Annotated in this window: 19 protein-coding genes; 9 read left to right on the top strand and 10 right to left on the bottom strand. The window is 69.3% G+C overall.

Going from position 1 to position 19,251, the window contains the following annotated elements; translation table 11 throughout:
- Window positions 1–77: 77 nt before the first annotated feature.
- The gene (locus ACWDEW_RS13875; protein WP_450512586.1) at window positions 78–2,324 is read right to left on the bottom strand and encodes a serine/threonine-protein kinase; all 2,247 of its coding nucleotides are present in this window, start codon (window positions 2,322–2,324) and stop codon (window positions 78–80) included.
- 258 nt (window positions 2,325–2,582) lie between these two features.
- Window positions 2,583–2,708: a hypothetical protein gene (locus tag ACWDEW_RS13870; RefSeq protein WP_403644961.1), complete on the bottom strand. Its 126-nt coding sequence runs from the start codon at window positions 2,706–2,708 to the stop codon at window positions 2,583–2,585.
- Window positions 2,709–3,120: 412 nt separating this feature from the next.
- Between ACWDEW_RS13870 and ACWDEW_RS13865 the strand changes: the two genes are divergently transcribed.
- Window positions 3,121–3,552 (top strand): DUF397 domain-containing protein, encoded by a 432-nt coding sequence (locus tag ACWDEW_RS13865; RefSeq protein ID WP_450512584.1) that lies wholly within the window; start codon window positions 3,121–3,123, stop codon window positions 3,550–3,552.
- Here the strand turns inward: ACWDEW_RS13865 and ACWDEW_RS13860 are convergent.
- Window positions 3,507–4,385, bottom strand: a complete 879-nt coding sequence (locus tag ACWDEW_RS13860; protein WP_450512582.1) for a helix-turn-helix domain-containing protein — start codon at window positions 4,383–4,385, stop codon at window positions 3,507–3,509. The two genes, ACWDEW_RS13865 and ACWDEW_RS13860, sit on opposite strands and share 46 nt — an antisense overlap.
- Before the next feature lie 290 nt (window positions 4,386–4,675).
- Here ACWDEW_RS13860 and ACWDEW_RS13855 point away from each other — a divergent pair, with 290 nt between their 5' ends.
- The 4 genes from ACWDEW_RS13855 to ACWDEW_RS13840 all read left to right on the top strand — a co-directional run bounded on the left by ACWDEW_RS13855 (window position 4,676) and on the right by ACWDEW_RS13840 (window position 10,154).
- Entirely contained in the window at window positions 4,676–6,031 is a 1,356-nt protein-coding gene (locus tag ACWDEW_RS13855; protein WP_450512580.1) for an aminotransferase class III-fold pyridoxal phosphate-dependent enzyme, read from the top strand.
- Window positions 6,032–6,253: 222 nt separating this feature from the next.
- On the top strand, window positions 6,254–6,955 hold the full coding sequence (locus ACWDEW_RS13850) for a GntR family transcriptional regulator (protein WP_362980869.1): 702 nt from the start codon (window positions 6,254–6,256) through the stop codon (window positions 6,953–6,955).
- Window positions 6,956–6,981: 26 nt separating this feature from the next.
- Window positions 6,982–9,414, top strand: coding sequence for a dolichyl-phosphate beta-glucosyltransferase (locus ACWDEW_RS13845; protein WP_450512578.1), 2,433 nt, complete (start codon window positions 6,982–6,984; stop codon window positions 9,412–9,414).
- A gap of 89 nt (window positions 9,415–9,503) precedes the next feature.
- On the top strand, window positions 9,504–10,154 hold the full coding sequence (locus ACWDEW_RS13840) for a hypothetical protein (protein ID WP_450512576.1): 651 nt from the start codon (window positions 9,504–9,506) through the stop codon (window positions 10,152–10,154).
- Between the two features lie 31 nt (window positions 10,155–10,185).
- Here ACWDEW_RS13840 and ACWDEW_RS13835 read toward each other — a convergent pair whose 3' ends face one another.
- The gene (locus ACWDEW_RS13835) at window positions 10,186–10,920 is read right to left on the bottom strand and encodes an SDR family NAD(P)-dependent oxidoreductase (RefSeq protein WP_450512574.1); all 735 of its coding nucleotides are present in this window, start codon (window positions 10,918–10,920) and stop codon (window positions 10,186–10,188) included.
- An 88-nt stretch (window positions 10,921–11,008) separates the two neighbouring features.
- On the opposite strand from ACWDEW_RS13835, the gene ACWDEW_RS13830 reads away from it, so the two are divergent.
- A complete protein-coding gene (locus ACWDEW_RS13830) occupies window positions 11,009–11,638 on the top strand; it encodes a TetR/AcrR family transcriptional regulator (protein ID WP_450512572.1) in 630 nt (209 codons plus the stop codon).
- A gap of 34 nt (window positions 11,639–11,672) precedes the next feature.
- Here ACWDEW_RS13830 and ACWDEW_RS13825 read toward each other — a convergent pair whose 3' ends face one another.
- Window positions 11,673–12,548 (bottom strand): helix-turn-helix transcriptional regulator, encoded by an 876-nt coding sequence (locus ACWDEW_RS13825; protein ID WP_450512570.1) that lies wholly within the window; start codon window positions 12,546–12,548, stop codon window positions 11,673–11,675.
- Window positions 12,549–12,704: 156 nt separating this feature from the next.
- On the opposite strand from ACWDEW_RS13825, the gene ACWDEW_RS13820 reads away from it, so the two are divergent.
- Window positions 12,705–12,920: a tautomerase family protein gene (locus ACWDEW_RS13820; RefSeq protein WP_450512568.1), complete on the top strand. Its 216-nt coding sequence runs from the start codon at window positions 12,705–12,707 to the stop codon at window positions 12,918–12,920.
- 4 nt (window positions 12,921–12,924) lie between these two features.
- Here the strand turns inward: ACWDEW_RS13820 and ACWDEW_RS13815 are convergent, their stop codons facing one another.
- Window positions 12,925–13,215 carry a hypothetical protein gene (locus tag ACWDEW_RS13815; protein WP_450512566.1) on the bottom strand — a complete coding sequence of 97 codons (291 nt, stop codon included), beginning with the start codon at window positions 13,213–13,215 and terminating at the stop codon, window positions 12,925–12,927.
- A gap of 179 nt (window positions 13,216–13,394) precedes the next feature.
- Here ACWDEW_RS13815 and ACWDEW_RS13810 point away from each other — a divergent pair, with 179 nt between their 5' ends.
- Window positions 13,395–13,997: a hypothetical protein gene (locus ACWDEW_RS13810; RefSeq protein ID WP_450512564.1), complete on the top strand. Its 603-nt coding sequence runs from the start codon at window positions 13,395–13,397 to the stop codon at window positions 13,995–13,997.
- Window position 13,998: 1 nt separating this feature from the next.
- On the opposite strand, the gene ACWDEW_RS13805 is transcribed toward ACWDEW_RS13810, so the two are convergent.
- From ACWDEW_RS13805 to ACWDEW_RS13795, 3 genes are all read right to left on the bottom strand, one after another.
- Entirely contained in the window at window positions 13,999–14,289 is a 291-nt protein-coding gene (locus ACWDEW_RS13805) for a hypothetical protein (RefSeq protein WP_450512562.1), read from the bottom strand.
- 40 nt (window positions 14,290–14,329) lie between these two features.
- Window positions 14,330–16,150, bottom strand: coding sequence for a bifunctional metallophosphatase/5'-nucleotidase (locus ACWDEW_RS13800; RefSeq protein ID WP_450512560.1), 1,821 nt, complete (start codon window positions 16,148–16,150; stop codon window positions 14,330–14,332).
- A 163-nt stretch (window positions 16,151–16,313) separates the two neighbouring features.
- Window positions 16,314–17,597 (bottom strand): adenylosuccinate synthase, encoded by a 1,284-nt coding sequence (locus tag ACWDEW_RS13795; RefSeq protein WP_200691664.1) that lies wholly within the window; start codon window positions 17,595–17,597, stop codon window positions 16,314–16,316.
- A gap of 187 nt (window positions 17,598–17,784) precedes the next feature.
- On the opposite strand from ACWDEW_RS13795, the gene ACWDEW_RS13790 reads away from it, so the two are divergent.
- Window positions 17,785–18,645: a diacylglycerol kinase gene (locus tag ACWDEW_RS13790; protein ID WP_450512558.1), complete on the top strand. Its 861-nt coding sequence runs from the start codon at window positions 17,785–17,787 to the stop codon at window positions 18,643–18,645.
- Here ACWDEW_RS13790 and ACWDEW_RS13785 read toward each other — a convergent pair.
- Entirely contained in the window at window positions 18,626–19,234 is a 609-nt protein-coding gene (locus ACWDEW_RS13785; protein ID WP_450512556.1) for a Uma2 family endonuclease, read from the bottom strand. The genes ACWDEW_RS13790 and ACWDEW_RS13785 overlap by 20 nt on opposite strands.
- Between the last annotated feature and the right edge of the window lie 17 nt (window positions 19,235–19,251).

Raw genomic sequence — 19,251 nt, 5'->3', positions numbered from 1 at the left:
ATGCGACCGCCGGAGCCGTGGTGAGGTGAGCGGGAGCGCACGGATGCGGGCGCCGGACCTCACGGGATCAAGGGACTTCAGCCCGACTTCGTGTACGTCAGCTTCTCGCCGTTGTCGGTGTTCACCCGCTGGAGCGTGCCGTCCGACAGCAGGGTGACCTCGCTGGCCGCGCCCGGGCTGCAGGACGACAGCGGCTGTCCCGAGGTGACGGTGGAGGCACCGATCCGCAACGGGCCGTCGCCGCCCGGCCGTTGGGTGAGGTCGGCGCTGAACACGCAGTGGTAGCCGGGGCCGTCCGCGACCAGTTTCAGCACGGGGTCCCCCACCTTCCCCTGTTCGATGGTGAGTTGGCGGGTGTTGTGGCCGGTGGAGTTGTCGATGGACGCGTTCCAGGTGCCCAGATAGCCGCTCGGTACGGCGTCGGCGCCGGACGGTGTCGCCGAGGGGGACGGGGATGTCGCTGTCGACGGTTCGCCGGTGGTCGGACCCGGCTTGGTGGGCGCGGCGCTGGTGGCCCGGCCGCCCGAACCGGCCGCCGTACGGCTGCCGTTGCCGCCGCCCTTCATCAGCGCGTACACCGAACCGCCCGCCCCCAGCGCGACGACCAGCGCGACCACGACGAGCAGCGCGGTCGACCGCTTGCTGCGGCGCGGCTCCTGGGGTTCCAGGTAGGGGCCCGGGCCGTAGGGCGGGGTGGAGCCGAGGCTGGGGTTGTGGGGGTAGGGGTTGTACGGCACCTGCCCGCCCCAGCCGACGAGTTGCCGGGCGGGGAGCTGGGGGTAGCCGTAGTCGGCGGCGGGCTGGGCGGGCTGCGCGGGTGGTTGCGGAGAGCCGTAACCGGGGGCGGGCTGGGGGTGCTGCTGCGGGTGGCCGTAGGCCGGGTGCGGGGTGGGCGGGGGTGGTGTCCCGGTGGGTCCGGCCTGGCTCTCGACCACCGTCGGGAGGTGGGTGGTCGGCGCGCCGCTGTCCGCCGGCGCGGGGGGCGGCGGGGAGGAGTCGTCGGAGGCGGGGGCGTGTTCGGGGGAGGCCTCGGAGACGACGGGGTGTTCTACGGCGGAGGGGGCGGGCTCCGCGGACGGGGGTGCGGGGGGTGTGGAGGCGGGGGATGCGGATGCGGATGCGGGCGCGAGGGGTGCGGACGCGGAGGCGGGGGATCCGGATGCGGGCGCGGGGGATGCGGACGCGGGTTCAGGAGGTGCAGGCGTGGCGGGTGCGGGAGTTGTAGCTGGTGCGGGAGGTGTAGCTGGTGCGGGAGATGTGGCGGGCGCGGGAGGTGTAGTTGGTACGGGAGGTGTGTCAGGCGTGGTCCCCTGAGCCGCCTCCAGGGCCAGGGGCTCGGAAGCCCGGGACTGAAGGGCCCGTACCACCGGAGTGCTCTTCTCCAACTGGACCCGCTCCGCCGTCTGCGGATCCTCCGTGTCGAGCAACCGCACCGCGTGGCGCCCGAGTTGGGCGACCAGGCCGCTCGGCAGCCAGGGGTCACGGGAGCGGCCCCCGGAGACCGTGTCCTCCGCGCCCGTACGGTCGAGGATGCGGTCCAGGGTGGGCCGGGCGGCCGGGTCCTTGCGCAGGCAGTCGCGGATCAGTTGGGCGATGCCCTCGGGGACGCCCGTCAGGTCGGGTTCCTCCTGGGCGATGCGGAACATCAGCGCGTGGACACCGCTGCTCGCGCTGCCGAAGGGGAGGGTGCCGGTCGCGGCGTAGGCGAGGACGGAGCCGAGGCAGAAGACGTCGCAGGCCGGGGTGATGCGGTCGCCCCGCACCTGTTCCGGCGCCATGAATCCGGGCGAGCCGACGAGCGAGCCGGTGCGGGTGAGCCCGTCGCCGACCTCGGTCTCCAGGGCGCGCGCTATGCCGAAGTCGATGACGCGGGGGCCGTCGATGGTGACCAGCACGTTGGACGGTTTGAGGTCGCGGTGGACGATGCCGGCGGCGTGGATGTCCTGGAGCGCGTGCGCGAGCCCGGCCGCGAGGATCCGTACCGAACGCTCGGGCAGTGCTCCGTGGTCGCGGCCGACGACCTGTTGCAGGGTCGGCCCGGCGACGTACCCGGTGGCCACCCACGGCACCGGGGCCTCGGTGTCGGCGTCCAGGACGGGCGCGGTCCAGTGCCCGCCGACCTGCCGCGCGGCCTGCACCTCCTGCCGGAACCGGGCGCGGAACTCCTCCTGCGCGGCCAGGTCCTCCCGCACGAGCTTGACGGCGACCGTGCGCCCCCGGTCCGACCGGGCCAGGTACACCTGCCCCATGCCCCCGGCGCCGAGCCGGCCCAACAGCCGATACGCCCCGATCCGCTGCGGATCGGCCGCCCCGAGTTTCTCCACGACCGCGCCGCCTCCCCTGAAATCCCCGGTCACGCCCCGGCCACACCCCTGCGCTCCGCGACAGACCGAGAATAGTGCGGGGAATCGACGAGACGGCCGGAGCGGTGTCTACGGTTCCGTAACGGCGGAGCCGGGCTCGGCAGCAGCAGGAGGAGGTCTGCAACAGCCGACAGCACACTGCCGGGAAGCAGCGTGCTGTCAACTGGCTCGGCCACGGACGAAAGAGGTATCCGTCGGCTCGTGAAAACGGGCAGAGACTCACCCCTGAAGCCGGAACGCCACTGCCGCCGCGACGGCTATCACGACTACCAGCAGGCACAGGCGCGCGGTCTTGGACCAGCTCTGCATGGCTTCGGTGACGACTTTGCCCAGCACTCCATACATGTGTTTCACCCCCTTCCCCGCGAATTGATTCAGCAGGGGACAAAGGGAAGCGCCCATTCGATCGAAAGAAGCGCAACGCCCTGGCAATGCAATTTTCACATGACGGTCTTCTGTTTCGCCAGGGCGGCAGGGGGCGCATTCAACGAAAAAGGAGGAGCGAATCGCCCCGACAACTCCAGCAAAACGGGATCATCAGGACGATTCACTCACCGGCCCGCAGTAGCCGCTGCGAACCGCTCGCTGTCCGCCAACACGGGACAACGGATACCTCTTGCCTTCAGTATCCGAGCCCGGAAGCGATCTGCCAAGTGTCAGATCGCCCATTTTCCAAAAGCTGTGACGCGCTAAGCCAGGATACGGGGTTCACCGCGCTCGGCTGCGAGTACGCAGAGCTACCGGCGCAGCCCTGCATATGCATAGAGCCAGGTGGCGGACGGCCATTGAGCCGGATGGCACCCCACGGCAAGCGGAACGAGGTATACCGGAGAGGCCCCTGGCCACGCCAGATGGCATTGCCAACCCGGCTTGTGGTAAACCATGGTGCCCCGCTCGCTCGGCTCTCGGCCCAGGGGTCGTCCGTCATGCCCAGATCGATGCGCCGGAGATCTCGATGAACCAACCTGTCGTACCGCCAGCATTGTTTCGCAAATCCAGTGCCAGCGAGACAGGGAATTGCGTCGAAGTCGCCCTCGGCAGCGATGTTCTTGTTCGGGATTCCAAGAACAGTAACGCTTTCCTTCTGAGCTTTTCCCAGGGCAGTTGGACGGACTTCGTCAGCACCGTCGCCTCGACTTCCGCTCAAGGAGTATCCGGAGTGTCCGGTGGGGCGTTCCCGTCGGTCTGATCCGGATGAGGGCTCTCCGTCGGCGCCGAATGCCGTGAGAGGGCGAGACCGAGTAGCCCCTCGGCCGCATCTCTCTTGGCGAGCTGCTCGATGCCGAAGAACGACTCCAGATAGCGGGCGGGAGCATCCGAGTCGGCCCAGCCCTGTCCCTCACGTATGACGGATTGGGTGTCCTGTTCCAGGTAGAGCACGAAGTCCTCTTCGGGGTCCTCGAACTCGTAGAGGACGTAGGGCGTCTTGTAATGCTTGTGCAGGCCCCCCTCGAAGGGCAGGATCCTGAGGGTGATCTTGGGGTGATCGACGAGTGTCTTGAGGCGTCTGATCTGTCGGCGCATCACAGCGGCGCTCGCGACCGCCCGGGTGATCACGCTCTCGTCGATGATGAAGTGCATCTCCGGGCCGTCCGGCCGCAGCAGGCGCTCCTGCCGCTCCAGACGTAACTCCACGAGCGTCTCCACATCGGGGGCCTCCACCACCCTCAGCACCTCCAGGGCGTACTCCTCGGTCTGTAACAGCCCCGGGACGAGCGAGGGTTCGAAGCTGCGCATGATCGAGGCGGCGCCCTCGTATCCCAGGGACAGCAGGAACGCCGGGTCCGCCTTGCCCCGGTAGCGGTCCCACCACGGCCGTTCCTTAGCGGCACGCGCCATACCGATCAGGGTGCTCGACTCGGCCGGGTCGCCAACTCCGTAGTAGCCGATCAGCGCCCTCAGGTCGGTGATCGAGATCCCGACCGTCCCCGTCTCGATGCGGATGATCTTCGAGAGGGACCACTCCATCTCGTCGGCCACCTGGCGTTGTGTGAAACCCGCGGACTCCCGGAGCCTACGCAACCGGTCACGGAGCTTGCGGCGCTGAAGAGCAGGATCTGTGAGCGGCAACTGCCACCCCCCGTCATGTCCGTGCGTTCCAGAACTGCGTCAGAGGAGCTCTGCCAGCGCGCAACCAGCGATGCGGCGACAGGCCGGGTGCACAACGGCCACCTGGAATTCAGCATCGAGCAGAAAGACCGGCCCGACAAGCGCCGAGTCCGGACGATGTCGACACACTGTCGCGTCTCGCCCCGTCCCGCAGACAGACCGCCGATACCTTTTCCGCATCGCGGACATTTACGCTCGCCGTCATGACCCCTCAGCCCAATCCCCAGGCCGGCGCCGCCGTGAAGGCCGCGGACCGTGCGCATGTGTTCCACTCCTGGTCCGCGCAGGAGCTCATCGACCCGCTCGCCGTGGCCGGCGCGGAGGGGTCGTACTTCTGGGACTACGACGGCAGGCGCTACCTGGACTTCACCAGTGGGCTCGTCTACACGAACATCGGCTACCAGCACCCGAAGGTCGTCGCCGCGATCCAGGAGCAGGCCGCGACCCTCACCACCTTCGCGCCCGCGTTCGCGATCGAGGCCCGGTCGGAGGCGGCCCGGCTGATCGCGGAGCGGACGCCGGGGGATCTGGACAAGATCTTCTTCACCAATGGCGGTGCCGACGCCATCGAGCACGCCGTTCGCATGGCCCGGCTGCACACCGGGCGGCCGAAGGTGCTGTCGGCGTACCGCTCGTACCACGGTGGTACGCAGCAGGCGATCAACCTCACCGGGGATCCGCGCCGTTGGGCCAGTGACGGTGCCGCCGCCGGGGTCGTGCACTTCTGGGCGCCCTTCCTGTACCGGTCCCGTTTCTACGCCGAGACCGAGGAACAGGAGTGCGCGCGGGCGCTGGAGCACCTGGAGACGACGATCGCCTTCGAGGGGCCCGCGACCATCGCCGCGATCGTGCTGGAGACCGTGCCGGGGACGGCCGGGATCATGGTGCCGCCGCCGGGTTATCTCGCCGGGGTGCGGGAGATCTGCGACAAGTACGGGATCGTGTTCGTCCTGGACGAGGTGATGGCCGGGTTCGGGCGGACCGGTGAGTGGTTCGCGGCCGACCTGTTCGGCGTCGTACCGGACCTGATGACCTTCGCCAAGGGCGTGAACAGCGGATACGTGCCGCTCGGCGGGGTGGCCATCTCCGGCGCGATCGCGGACACCTTCGGCAAGCGGGCCTACCCGGGCGGCCTGACGTACTCCGGGCATCCGCTGGCCTGTGCCGCGGCCGTCGCGACGATCGACGTCATGGCCGAGGAGGGTGTCGTAGAGAATGCGAAGACCCTTGGTACGACCGTCGTGGAGCCCGCGCTGCGGGCGCTGGCGGAGCGGCACCCGAGTGTCGGTGAGGTGAGGGGCGTCGGGATGTTCTGGGCGCTTGAGCTGGTGAAGGACCGGGAGACGCGCGAGCCGCTGGTGCCGTACAACGCGGCCGGTGAGGCCAACGCGGCGATGGCCGCGTTCGGGGCCGCCGCGAAGCAGCAGGGGCTGTGGCCGTTCGTGAACATGAACCGCACCCACGTCGTCCCGCCGCTCAACGTGACCGAGGCCGAGCTGAAGGAGGGCCTCGCCGCCCTGGACACGGCGCTGTCCGTGGCGGACGAGTTCACCTCGTAGGACACGGACCGGACGCGGACCGGATGCGGACCCAAGGTGAGCCAAGGTGATCCAACACACCTCCCGGTACGCCGTCGAATTCACCTCGTAGTACCCGGAATGGTCGGGTCCGTTCCGCTGCTGCCCGGATACGGGCAGGGCGGGAACCCGAACGCGTAAGGTGACGTGCTCGTAGACATATACGAGTACGCCATCGAACGCGACGAGGGAGACGCTCCGACGATGCCCGGAAGCAGCGGCAACGGCGCCGTGACCCGCAGCACCCTGCGGCAGCAGATCGCCGACGCGCTTCGCGACGAGGTCCTGGCCGGACGGCTCCAGCCCGGCCAGGAGTTCACGGTCAAGGAGATCGCCGAGCAGTACGGCGTCTCCGCGACCCCGGTCCGGGAAGCGCTCGTCGATCTCTCCGCGCAGGGACTCCTGGAGGCCGACCAGCACCGCGGCTTCCGCGTCCACGAGTACTCGGTGGCCGACCACCGCGGCATGATCGAGGCCCGTGCCCTGGTCACCGAGGGCATGTTCCTGGCGCTGGCCGGCGGCCACCCCGTCTTCGACCGCACCGACGACCCGCGCACGGTCGCCGCGCTCGCCGGGGTCCGCCGCCGCGGCGAGGAGGCGCAGCGCGCCGCCGAGGCCGGCGACCTCACCGTGCTGATCGGCTACGACCTGCGGTACTGGCGCGAGCTGAGCACCATGTTCGGCAACCCCTACCTCGGCGACTTCCTGCACCGGCTGCGCGTCCAGTCCTGGGTGTGCACGGTGCAGCATCTGCGCCGACTGACCGATCTGCGCGGGCAGTTGTGGTCCGAGCACACCGAACTGGTCGACGCCCTGGCGCGCCGCGACACCCCTGCCGCGCGCGCGATCGTCCTGGCGTACAACAAGCACTCCCTCGACCTCATCGAGCGGCTGGCCGCGCGGTGACCGGACCGGAAAGGGCCGCTCCGGCCGTGGACCCCAGTGTCGTCGTCGTGGACCTCAGTGTCGTCGTGCCCGCCTACAACGAGGAACAGCGGCTCGGGCCGACACTCGACGCGATCACCGCGTATCTGCGCGACAACGAAGGCCGCTTCGGCGACTGGGAGATCGTCGTCGCGGACGACGGCTCCGACGACGGGACGCGGGAGGTCGTCACCTCCCGCTCGCTCGACAATCCCCGTGTGCAGTTGGTCACCAGCCCCCGCAACCGCGGCAAGGGCCACGCCCTGCGCCTCGGGGTCGCCGCCTCGCGCGGGCGCCGGGTCCTGGTCACCGACGCCGATCTGGCCGCGCCCATCGAGGAGTTGGAGAAACTCGACAAGGAACTGAGCGAGGGCCGTGCGGCGGCGATCGGCTCCCGGGCCGCGCCGGGCGCGACCATCGAGAGCCACCAGCACCCGGTCCGTGAACTCCTGGGCCGCGCCGGCAACTTCCTCATACGGCAGGCCGCGGTCCCCGGCATACGCGACACCCAGTGCGGCTTCAAGCTCTTCGACGGCGACCGCGCCCGCGAGGCCTTCGCCGCCTCCCGCATCAACGGCTGGGGCATAGACGTAGAGGTCCTCCAGCACTTCCGCCGCGCCGACTGGGACGTGGCCGAGGTCCCGGTGCGCTGGGCCCACCAGTCCGGTTCGAAGGTACGGCCCCTGGACTACGCCCGGGTCCTCACCGAACTCGTCCGCCTGCGCGCCCGCTCCCTGCGCCCGGTGGACGTGTTGGTCCCCGTCCTCTTCCTCCTCATGTCGGTCGCCCTCTACTCGGGCCGCTTCTTCGACCCGAACCACCGCTACCTGGAGGACTCGCTCCAGGACCAGAACCAGTGGGAGTGGTTCTTCGCGGTGACGGCCGACAACGTGGCCCACCTCCACAACCCGTTCTTCTCCAACCTCCAGGGCTTCCCCGACGGCGTGAACCTGATGGCCAACACGGTCATGCTCGGCCTGTCGGTCCCCTTCGCGCCGCTCACCCTGCTGGCCGGACCCGCGGTCTCCCTCAGCGTCTGCATGGCGCTCGGCCTCGCGGCCACGGCCGCCGCCTGGTACTGGCTGATCGTGAAGCGGGTCGTACGGCAACGGGCCGCGGCCTTCGTCGGCGCCTCGCTGGCGGCCTTCGCCCCGCCGATGGTCAGCCACGCCAACGCGCACCCCAACTTCGTCATCCTCTTCATGATCCCGCTGATCATCGACCGCGCCCTGCGCCTCTGCGCGGGCACCCGCGTGGTCCGCGACGGCGTCGTGCTCGGCCTGATGGCGGCCTACCAGATCTTCCTCGGCGAGGAGCCCCTGCTCCTCGCCTCCATCGGCATGGTCCTGTTCGCCGCGTCCCACGGCGTCCTCAACAGGGACGTCGTCCGCGCGTCCTGGCGCCCCCTGCTGAAGGGCCTGGGCCTCGCGGCGCTGGTCTGCGCCCCGATCATCCTGATCCCGCTCTGGTATCAGTTCGTCGGTCCGCAGAGCTACAAGAGCGTCCTGCACGGCGACAACGCCGGCAACAGCCCCCTCGCGCTCCTCTCCTTCGCCGAACGCTCCCTGATGGCGGGCGACGAGATCCGCGCCAACTCCCTCTCCCTCAACCCCACCGAACAGAACGCCTTCTACGGCTGGCCGCTGGTCGCCCTGGCCTTCGCCATCGTCGTACGACTGTGGGAACACGCCCTGGTCAAGGCGCTGGCGTTCACGGCGATCGCGGCGGCGGTCCTCTCCATGGGCCCCAAGATCCGCATCCCGCTCACGGACACGATCTACCCCGGCCCCTGGGCCCTGCTCGCCCACAAACCGCTCTTCGAGTCGGTGATCGAGGGCCGGGTCGCGATGATCTGCGCACCCGCGCTGGGCATGCTCGTCGCGCTCGCGGTCGAACGGCTCGCTGCGACACGGGAGTTGGGCACGCAGTACGTGGGCCTGCTCGCCGTATGCCTGGCGCTGCTCCCCCTGGTCCCCGCACCGCTGAAGGCCGTGGACCGGGCCGCGGTGCCCGCCTTTTTCACGGACGGCACCTACAAGTCGTACGTCCGCGCCGGCGAATCCCTGGTCCCGGTCCCGCTCGCCGACCCCGGCGCGGCGGAGGCGCTGCACTGGCAGACGGCCGCCCACCTCGGCTTCAAGATGCCCGGCGGCTACTTCAACGGCCCCTACGGCGCCGACCGCATCGGCATCTACGGCGCCTCGCCCCGCTACACCTCGAACATGCTGCGGGACGTGCGCTACACCGGCGTCATCCCCACCATCGGCAAGAACTGGCAGGCGCAGGCCAGGGCGGACTTCGCGTACTGGCACGCGGGCGCCCTGGTGATCGCGCCGCAGCCCCACGACGACAAGCTCCGCACGGCGGTGGAGAAGCTGACCGGCAAACCTGGTAAGTGGGTGGACGGCGTGTGGGTATGGGACCTGCACGAGGGGAGCTGACCCGGGCCGCACCGACTAATCTTCCCCCTACTCTTGCCTGACCACCATGCGAGATCCACGCTGCGCAGCGAGTAACCGAGGAGCCCCTTTTGGCCTGTGACCTGTGGCTGGTCCCGCTCGTCGACGTGTTGTGCCACACCCCCGACAATCCGTTCGCCGACGAACTCGCGCTCTACAACTCGCTGCTGGCCGAGGCCGGGCTCCCTCCGGTGCCGGTGTACCAGTACATGCCGGGACTGTCCGGGGAGGTCGCTCCGGTGGCCGGATTCGACTACGACGCGCTGCACTTCCTGCGCCGGGCCTACCTGCTCCAGGTCTGCGGCCTCCCGGTGACCCCGGTGGACGACCTGGGCGGCGACTACGAGCAGCTCCTGGAGATGTTCGAGACCACGGCCCAGCAGTCCCACCTGGTCTGGCACTACGACCACGCGGGCGCCTACGTCCCGGTCGACTTCCCGCACCCGCTCGCGAACGACGAACTCCTCGCGGGCGGTGGCCCCTTGGGCTCCTCCCAAACCCTCCTGCGCGAGCTGGAGTTCGTGGCCCCCACGATCGGCATCGACCCCGCGAACCCGCCCACGCCCCCGCAACCCCCCTCCGCACCCACGGAGTTGGAGGAACCGGCACTCGCCGCGCCGTACGATCCCAGCCCGTTCGCGCGCGAGCGGCACGTCTGGCTCGGGCTGCACGCGGCGGCGACGCGCAGCCTGGCCCAGGGCTCGATGATCGTGTTCAGCTAGTACCGCACGATCCGGCTTCCGCCTCTCCCTGCTAGACGGCGGTGCGCCCGGCGTCGGCCGCGAGGGTGGCGCCGGTGAGGTAGCTCGCGCGGTCCGAGGCGAGGAACAGGATCACCTCGGCGATCTCGCGCGGGGCCGCGAGCCGGCCGAGCAGGGTGGTCTTCGCGAACTGCACGGCGTTCTCCTCACCCATGCTCGCCAGGACCATGTCGGTCCGCGTGGGGCCGGGCGAGACGGTGTTCACGCGCACGCCCGCCGGACTGAACTCGGCCGCCCAGGTGCGCGTCAGCGACTCCAGCGCGGCCTTGGTGGCGCTGTAGACCGACAGCCCGGGCAGGCCGATCCGGGCGGCCATGGTGCTGACGTTGACGATGGAGCCGGAGCCCTTGGCGATCATCGCGGGAACCAGGGCCGCGGTGAGGAGGTACGGGGCGCGGACGTTGGCCGCGAGGGTCTCGTCGAGCGTGCCGGGGTCCTGGTCCACGGTCGGTGCCCCGGGGAAGATCGCCGCGTTGTTGACCAGGATGTCGACCGTCCCGGCCGCTTCGGCGAGGCGGCGCAGCGCGTCCGGGTCGGTGAGGTCGGCGGCGACGAAGCGCGCCCTGCCGCCGGCGTCCGTGATCGACCGTACGGTCGCGGCCCCGCGTTCGGCATTGCGGCCGGAGACGACGACCTCGGCGCCGGCCGCGGCCAGCAGCCGTGCCGTCTCGGCACCGATACCGCCCGTCGAGCCGGTGACGAGGGCGACCTTGCCGGAGAGTTCCATGGCGAGTCCTTCCAGGAATGGATTGGATGACCCACACTCGTCCGAAAAAAATGGGTTGTCCAATCCAGAATCTGCTAGCGTTGCGGGCATGAGCACCGACGTACGCCGGCCCCCCGAGAAGAAGAAGCTGACCCGCAAGGGTCAGGAGACCCGGCGCCGGATCGTGGCCGCCGCCGCGCAGCTCATGTACGAACGGGGCGTGACCGAGGCGACGCTGGAGGATGTGCGGGCCGCCGCCGGGGTGAGCGGCTCGCAGATCTACCACTACTTCGCCGACAAGCAGGAACTGCTGCTGGCCGTGATCGAGTTCCAGACCGAGGCGGTACTCGACATGCAGGAACCGCTCTTCGCCGGACTCGACACCATGTCGGGCCTACGGCAGTGGCGGGACGCGCTGGTGGAGTACCAGCTCCGGATGCAGTGCCGCGGCGGCTGCCCGATCGGCTCCCTCGGCAGCGAGATCGCCGAGACCGACCCCGAGGCACGGCTCGCCGTGGCCAGCGGCTTCCTGCGCTGGGAGTCGGCGATCCGCGGCGGCCTCCGGGCGATGCACGACCGCGGTGAACTCGACACCGACCCCGACGACCTCGCCCTCGCGACGCTCGCCGCGCTCCAGGGCGGCCTACTGCTCACCCAACTGCAGCGCCAGGTCAGGCCGTTGGAGGTGGCGCTGAACGCGATGCTCGACCACATCGAGGCCCACAGGAGGCAAGCGTGAGGGGTGACCGTTCCCGGCCGGAGCGCAGGCGATGTCAGCCAGTGGTGCGGGAGGGGTCCTCGGTCGCCGTCGCCATGTCCTGTGTGCCGATGACGCCGAGCAGTTCGAGCTGGGCGGCGCCCTCGGTACCGGGCGGGGCCGTGAACCACAGGAGGCGCTGACGGCCGTCCTCGCTGAAAAGGCTGTGGCAGTCCAGCTCGATGATCCCCAGCGTCGGGTGCACGATGCGCTTGTGATCGGTGCGGCGCAGGCCCACGTCGTGGGTGTCCCACAGGGCGGCGAACTCCGCGCTGCGCCGCCGCAGCGCGGCCGTCATCCCGGCGACCTCGCTGTCGCGGCTGCGGCGGGCCGCGACCGCCTGCAGGTCGGCGACGAAGACCCGTGAGTGGTGCGGATGGTCCTCGGGCGGGTAGACGGCGCGGGCGGCCGGATCGGTGAACCAGCGGTACGCGAACCCGGTGGCGGGCCCGCGCGGTTCCGGCGCCCGCCCGAGCAGGGCGACGGCCAGTTCATTCTGTACGAGGGTCTCGTGCAGATCGGTGATGACCTGGGCCGGAGTGGTGGCCAGCCGGTCCAGCAGCCCGAGCAGGGCGGGCTGTACGTGCCGCGCGCCCGTACCGCGCGCCGACTCGGGCAGCGGCCGGTCGGCGAGGTGGAACAGGTGGTCGCGCTGGTCGCCGCCCAGCCGCAGCGCCCGGGCCAGTGCGGTCAGTGTCTGGGCCGAGGGCTGGGCGCCGCGCCCGCGCTCCAGCTCGGTGTAGTAGTCGGCCGACAGGCCCGCCAGCTGCGCGACCTCCTCGCGCCGCAGACCGGGCACCCGGCGCCGGGGCCCGACGGGCAGACCGACATCGGCCGGCCGGACCCGGTCACGCCGGGACTTGAGGAAGGCCGCGAGCTCGGGAAGGTTCACCCGCTCATCGTCGCCTCTCCGGCGGGGTCCGAGCCAGGGGTCGGCAACCCCTGGGTGGGCTCAGCCCTGGCGGGACGCGGCAACCGGGGCGGATGGTTGCCGCATCGGTTGCCGCATCCCCACAGCAGCACGAGGAACACGAGGAAAGAGAGCACCATGCCTTTCGCGAACTTCAAGGTCCCCGCCGGCGCCCTCACCGCAGCGCAGAAGGAGCAGATCATCACGCGCACCACGGACCTGTACGCCGAGATCTTCGGTGACGGCGCGCGCGCCACCACGCTCGTCCTGGTGGAAGAGGTCGCCGACGCCGGATGGGGCATCGGCGGCGGTGTCCTGACCCTCGCCAAGATCCAGGGGACACCGCAGGAGTGAGCGCCTAGCGGATCTTGCCGAGACCCGTCTGGACGTCCTCCCGGTTCATCACCGGGGTCCAGGTCAGCTCGGCACCCAGGTTGAGGAAGAACGGCTCACTGATCGACGGAATGTCGGAGGGGTCCTTCAGGTCGAAGAACAGGAACGCGGTGCGCTTGCCGCCGTCGGCGGTGAAGTAGGCGGCCTCGGGCTTGATCTGCTCCATGGCCTCCTCCATCAACTTCCCGAGGGTCCCGTTGCGGATGGCCTCGTTCCCCTTCTCCGTGTCCATGGACGCTTTCAGCATCATGCGCATCGCAGTCACCTTCTCCTGGTCGGCGTGCGCCGGGCGGACCACTTCAGGATATGCCCGGACAAAGGGGGCGTCCCGGTGAGAGTGTCCCCTACCCCTTCCCCAAAAAAGCGTGACACTTTCAGGCGAAACCGACACACTTTTCTGGGACACCCTCCCTCCCCCCGCACCAGACTGCTCACATGAGCAGCTCGAAGCATGTCCAGGCTCCGCCAGGAATGGGCACGGTGTATCGCGCGACGCTGGACGCGATGGCCATGCGCGGACCCCGGCGGGTGGGTGTCACCCACATCGCGAGACTGGCCGACTCCAACCGCCAGTTCTTCTACCGGAATTGGACCTCTCCACAGGTGCTGCTGCGCGAAGCCACCTTGCAGGAGCTGAAGCGCGTACTGCACCTGGCCCTGGAAGTGCCCAGCCCGCCGCCGGCGCCGGAGTGTCTGGGGGTGCACTTCGTGGCACGTGCGGCCCGGATGCTGCGGGAGCATCCCGTCGTCGCGGCCATGGCACGGACCGAACCGGCGATGACGTACGCCGCCGTCCTCCGCACGGACACCGAGTGGCACGGGATCGCCTGGCAGTGGCTGACCGAGCATGTGACCCCGCATCTGCGCGGCAGCGCCGAACGGGACATGGTCACGCTCGCCGTGCTGACCACGGCACTGCCCTACGCACTGATCCCGCCGGAGGAACCGCCCTCCGAGGCCGAACGGGCGGCTGTGGACAGCCGGTTGAGCCAAGCCCTGCACGCCTGCATCGGCCTGCCACCCACCTGCCCCGGCTGACCTACAGGTCCTGAAGGAACCAGAGGGACAACGTCAGCACCGCGACACCACGCACCGCGACCAGCGCCAGATTCGCGCTCCGCAGCCGGCCGGCCCGCAGCCACACGGTCCATGTCACCAGCAGCGACAACACGACGGTGAGGATCAGCGCCACGGCGTCGGGCACCGCGTACAAGGCGTCGCGGTGCGCCCACACGAGGGCCGACCACCACGCCACGGCCGCCGTGCTGAGCACGGACTCCAGGATCAGAGCGGTGCGTGCCTCGCCCCGCTCCAGGACTGCCATGGACATCCGTGCTCCTCACACTCGGCGAAGAAGGTGGGCGCGGAGTCTAGAAGACCGGCGTGCCGGCCTGCGTCAGCTTCCAGTTCGTCGCCGCGAACGTCGACGGGTCGATGGTGCCCTTGGCCGTGGCGTAGGCGATCATCAAGTCGCGGACCTGGTTGGTGGAGCTGTAGGCGGACTCCGCGGCGGCGATGTGCGGGTAGCCGCTGCCGCCGTTGGCGCGGTAGTTGTTGACCGCGACGACGAAGACCTGGTCGTCGGGGATCGCGGCGCCGTTGTAGGTGAGGTTCTTGATGCGGGAGCCCTCGGCCGCCGCGATGTCGATCTCGTAGGAGACACCGGCCGCCGTGTCGTACATGTAGTCCCAGAAGCTGTTGGCGTTGGTGAGGGTCGCGGTGTCGACCGCGGTGCCGGCCGGGACCTGGTGGTAGTACTTCGCCGCATACTCCAGGTAGTCCTTGAGCTGGGCGCCGGTGAGCTTCTTGCCGTAGAGGGTGTTCTCGTAGATGTAGAGGCCGGCGACGTCGCGGATGGTCACGTCGCCCTTGGGGATGTCGGCGGTGCGGCTGAAGCAGGCCGCCACCGAGATCAGCGGGAGTGCGGCGTCCGCCGCCGACAGGCCCGCCTTCACCGTCTCCATCTGGACCTCGTGGATGAAGTCGATGGCGGGGACGTCCTTCCAGCAGGCCTCCGCGGTCGACATGTCCTCGGTGCTCGTGCCGATCGCCGTGTTGACGTACTTGACGACCAACTCGTGGTCGGCGGTGAGGAGTTCGGTGATCCTCTTGTCCTCCGCGACCGTGTTGCTGTTGAGCGTGGTCGCCGTCTTGCTGGTGATCTTCCAGCAGCCGCGCACGAGTTCCAGCTCGAAGTCGAAGACGGACAGGCGGTAGCCGTAGCAGTACGGCTCGGACAGGAGGACGTCCTCGCCGGTCTCGTCGTTCTTCACCGTGTAGGTGGGGACGTCGACGTGGGTGTGGCCGACGAGGATCGCGTCGATGCCGGGGACCTGCTGGGCGACCAGGTTCGACGCGTTCTCCACGTACGGGAGTTCGTCGCCCCACGACGTCGAGCCGTCCAGACCGGAGTGGTCGGTGAGGAAGACGACGTCACAGCCGAGCGCGCGCAGCCGCGGCACGTACTTCTTCGCCTGCTCGACGAGCCCGGGAAAGACCAGCTTGCCGCTGACGTTGTCCTTGTCCCACAGCGCGATGCCCGGGTTGGTGAGGCCGAGGATGCCGACCTTGATGTCCGGTGCGCCGGGCACCTTGATGCACTTGACCGTGTAGGGCTCGAAGGCGGGCTTCAGGGTCTTCGCGTCCAGGGCGTTGGCGCCGAGCAGCGGGAAGTGACACTGCTTCTCGAAGGCGCGCAGCACGTCCACGCCGTAGTTGAACTCGTGGTTGCCGAGGGCGGCGGCGTCGTAGCGCATCTCGTTCATGGCCACGGCCATGGGGTGCTTGGGGCCGCGCTTGCCGTCCTTGCCCGTGATGGGGTCGACGTTCGCGTAGTAGTAAGCGAGGGACGTGCCCTGGATGATGTCGCCCGCGTCGACGAGCAGCACCCGGTCCTCGCCCTTCTCGGCGCGCAGGTTCTTGACCAGGGTGGCGATACGGGCGATGCCGTAGGTGTTGCCCTTGGAGTCCACCGGGGCGGCGTTGGTGTAGTAGTCCCAGTTGAAGACGTGGCTGTGCAGGTCGGTCGTGCCCAGGACGGAGAACGACCAGGTCTTCGGCTTGGGCTTCGGCTTGTGCCGGTCGGCGGCCTCGGCCGGGGTCGCCGCCGCCGTCCCCGCGACGGCCACGACAGCGCCGGTGACGGCGGACTTCTGCACGAACTCACGGCGGTTCATGGGATTGACGGGCATTCAGGGCTCCTGGAAGGGCACAGAGGGCGGGTGGTGCGTGCGGGGCGCGGCGGGCTACCCGCGTAGATGCTGGCCTCCACCTGTTACCGGCGTAACCACGGACAGCCCAAGGGCCGGTCAAGGTTTCCCAAGACCGGCCCAAGTGCGGCAGGCAACCGCCGCCCTAGATGAACGAGTTGATCTCGATCGTCTCCGTACGTCCCGGTCCGACACCGATCGCGGAGATCGGCGCGCCCGACATCTCCTCCAGCGCCTTCACGTACGCCTGCGCGTTCTTCGGGAGGTCCGCGAAGGTCTTGGCCTTCGTGATGTCCTCGCTCCAGCCGGGCAGGTTCTCGTAGATCGGCTTCGCGTGGTGGAAGTCGGTCTGCGAGTACGGGAGTTCCTCGACGCGCTTGCCGTCGATCTCGTAGGCCACACAGACCGGGATCTCTTCCCAGCCGGTGAGGACGTCGAGCTTGGTGAGGAAGAAGTCGGTCAGGCCGTTCACGCGGGTCGCGTAGCGGGCGATGACCGCGTCGAACCAGCCGCAGCGCCGGTCACGGCCGGTGGTGACGCCCCGCTCGCCGCCGATGCGGCGCAGCGCGTCGCCGTCCGCGTCGAACAGCTCGGTCGGGAACGGGCCCGAGCCGACCCGGGTCGTGTAGGCCTTCAGGATGCCGATGACCCGGCTGATCTTGGTGGGGCCGACACCCGCGCCCGTGCACGCGCCACCGGCGGTGGGGTTCGAGGACGTGACGAAGGGATAGGTCCCGTGGTCGATGTCGAGGAGGGTGCCCTGCCCGCCCTCGAAGAGGACGACCTTGTCCTGGTCCAGCGCCTGGTTGAGGACGAGGACCGTGTCGGCGACGTAGGGCTTGAGGCGGTCCGCGTAGGACAGCAGCTCCTCGACGACCTGCTCGACGGCGATCGCGCGCCGGTTGTAGAGCTTGGTGAGCATCTGGTTCTTGATGTCGAGGGAGGCCTCGACCTTCTGCGTCAGGATCGACTCGTCGTAAAGGTCCTGGACCCGGATGCCGACGCGGTTGATCTTGTCCGCGTAGGTGGGCCCGATACCGCGGCCCGTCGTCCCGATCTTCCGCTTCCCGAGGAAGCGCTCCGTCACCTTGTCCACCGTCACGTTGTAGGGCGTGATGATGTGAGCGTTACCGCTGATCAGGAGCTTGGACGTGTCGACGCCGCGCTCGTTCAGCCCGTTCAGCTCGGAGAACAGGACCGACGGGTCGACGACGACACCGTTGCCGATGACCGGAGTGCACTCCGGTGTGAGGATCCCGGAAGGGAGCAGGTGAAGGGCGTACTTCTGATCGCCCACGACTACCGTGTGGCCGGCGTTGTTGCCGCCCTGGTAGCGCACCACATAGTCGACGGACCCACCTAGCAGGTCCGTCGCCTTTCCCTTGCCTTCGTCACCCCACTGAGCACCGAGCAGCACAAGTGCGGGCACGCGCGTACACCCCTTCCGGGCGGGGCATGTCCAAGGTCAGAGACGTACGCCGCACAGCGTGTGCCTCGTACGTCAGCGACCCTCGTCGGCCGCAACCCGTCGGACCGGATGCCCCGGAATAGACGAAGCCCCTGGCGCAATAGCGCAAGGGGCTCTTGCACAAAGATGCTACCCGAGGAAGCGAGGCATGGCCGAGGTGGCGACTTCCGCGACTTCCGATCAGCTCCTGGTCGTCATCGATCCGGTCGCCCGGCGCACCGACGGAGAGTCCGTCCGTATCGCGAAAGACGTGCTCAGCGCGGGTGCTGCGACCAAGGTGTGCATGCCGGAGGGGCTCGAGGAATTCGCCCGGGTCCTCGCGCGGCGGGGCTCACGGCGACCCGTGCTGGTGGGCGACGACCGGGCCCTGATGCGGACCGTGTCCCTGTTGCACCGCCAGCGGGAGCTGGCCGGATGCGCCCTGTCGATGGTGCCGGTGGGCGGCGCGCTGTCGCTTGCGGGGGCGCTGGGGGTGCCCACGGGGGCGGTGGCGGCGGCGCGGGCGGTGCTCGACGGGGTCGTACGGCGGATGGATCTGCTGGTCGACGACAGCGACGGGGTGGTGCTGGGCGCGCTGCGGATCCCTTCGCTCCCCTCGCCCGCGGTGCCCTCGCCGGCCGGCTCCGGGCACGCGTCGTGGCTGCGGACCTGCCAGTCGCTGGTACGGACCCTGGTGCCGGCCCGCCCGTCACGGGAGCAGCTCGTCGGTGAGCCCCGGTTCGGACCGGCACGTCTGCGGGTCGAGGTCGACGGGGTCACCCTGGTCGACCTGGACCAGCCGGTGGAGACGGTCTCCGTGAGACCGGGGGCGTCGGGGCTGGCCGAGGTGGAGGTGCGGCCGGTGTCGGTGGGCGCGGAGGCGACACCGCTGTGCGCGCGAGGGCGGAGCGTGACGGTGTCGGGGGCGGATTTCCGGTACCGGGCGGACGCGATGGTGGCGGGGCCTGTGCGAACTCGGACGTGGGTGGTTCGGGAGGGGGCTTGGGGGCTTACTTTGCCGACGGGGTAGGGGCTTGGAAGGCGGTGGTGTCGAGGGTGCAGCCGAAAGGCTCGGGGATGTGGAGCCCCTCTCCGAAGGGCTTGGTGAAGCGGGCCTCGTATCCCTTGGCGGACGGCGACCCGAAGACGATGGCCTGCTCCTCCTGCATGTCGAGGACCAGGTAGACGGGAACGCCCGCCTTGCCGTAGGTCTCGACCTTGTCGGTGAGGTCGACTGCCCGAGTGGAGGGGGAGGTGAGCTCGGCGACGAAGGACAGAGCTTCACCGTCCAGGTGGTTGCTCGTGTGCCGGCTGACACTCCGGTGCGCCGCATGAACGTCAGGACCGTAGGCACGCTCGGAGCCCGGAAACACATAGAGGAACGGACTGGCACTGATCCGGTGCCCTTGGGGGAGGTGTGGCCGCAGTTGCTCACAAACCGACTCCAGGACGTCGAAGTAGTAGGCCTTCGACCACGGCGCCACAACGATGCTCCCCCTGATGATCTCGGCCTTGTAGCCGTCGGGCACATGCAGTTCGTCGAGGAGGTCCAGAAGCTCCTCGAAACCGCCACTGGGCTCAGTGCCGCTCATCACCGGTCGCTCTGTCATGAGTGTCATGATGCGCCCTCCCCTTG

It is taken from the genome of Streptomyces sp. NPDC001100 (assembly GCF_053598575.1).
This window is presented reverse-complemented; position numbering and strand designations above follow the sequence as displayed.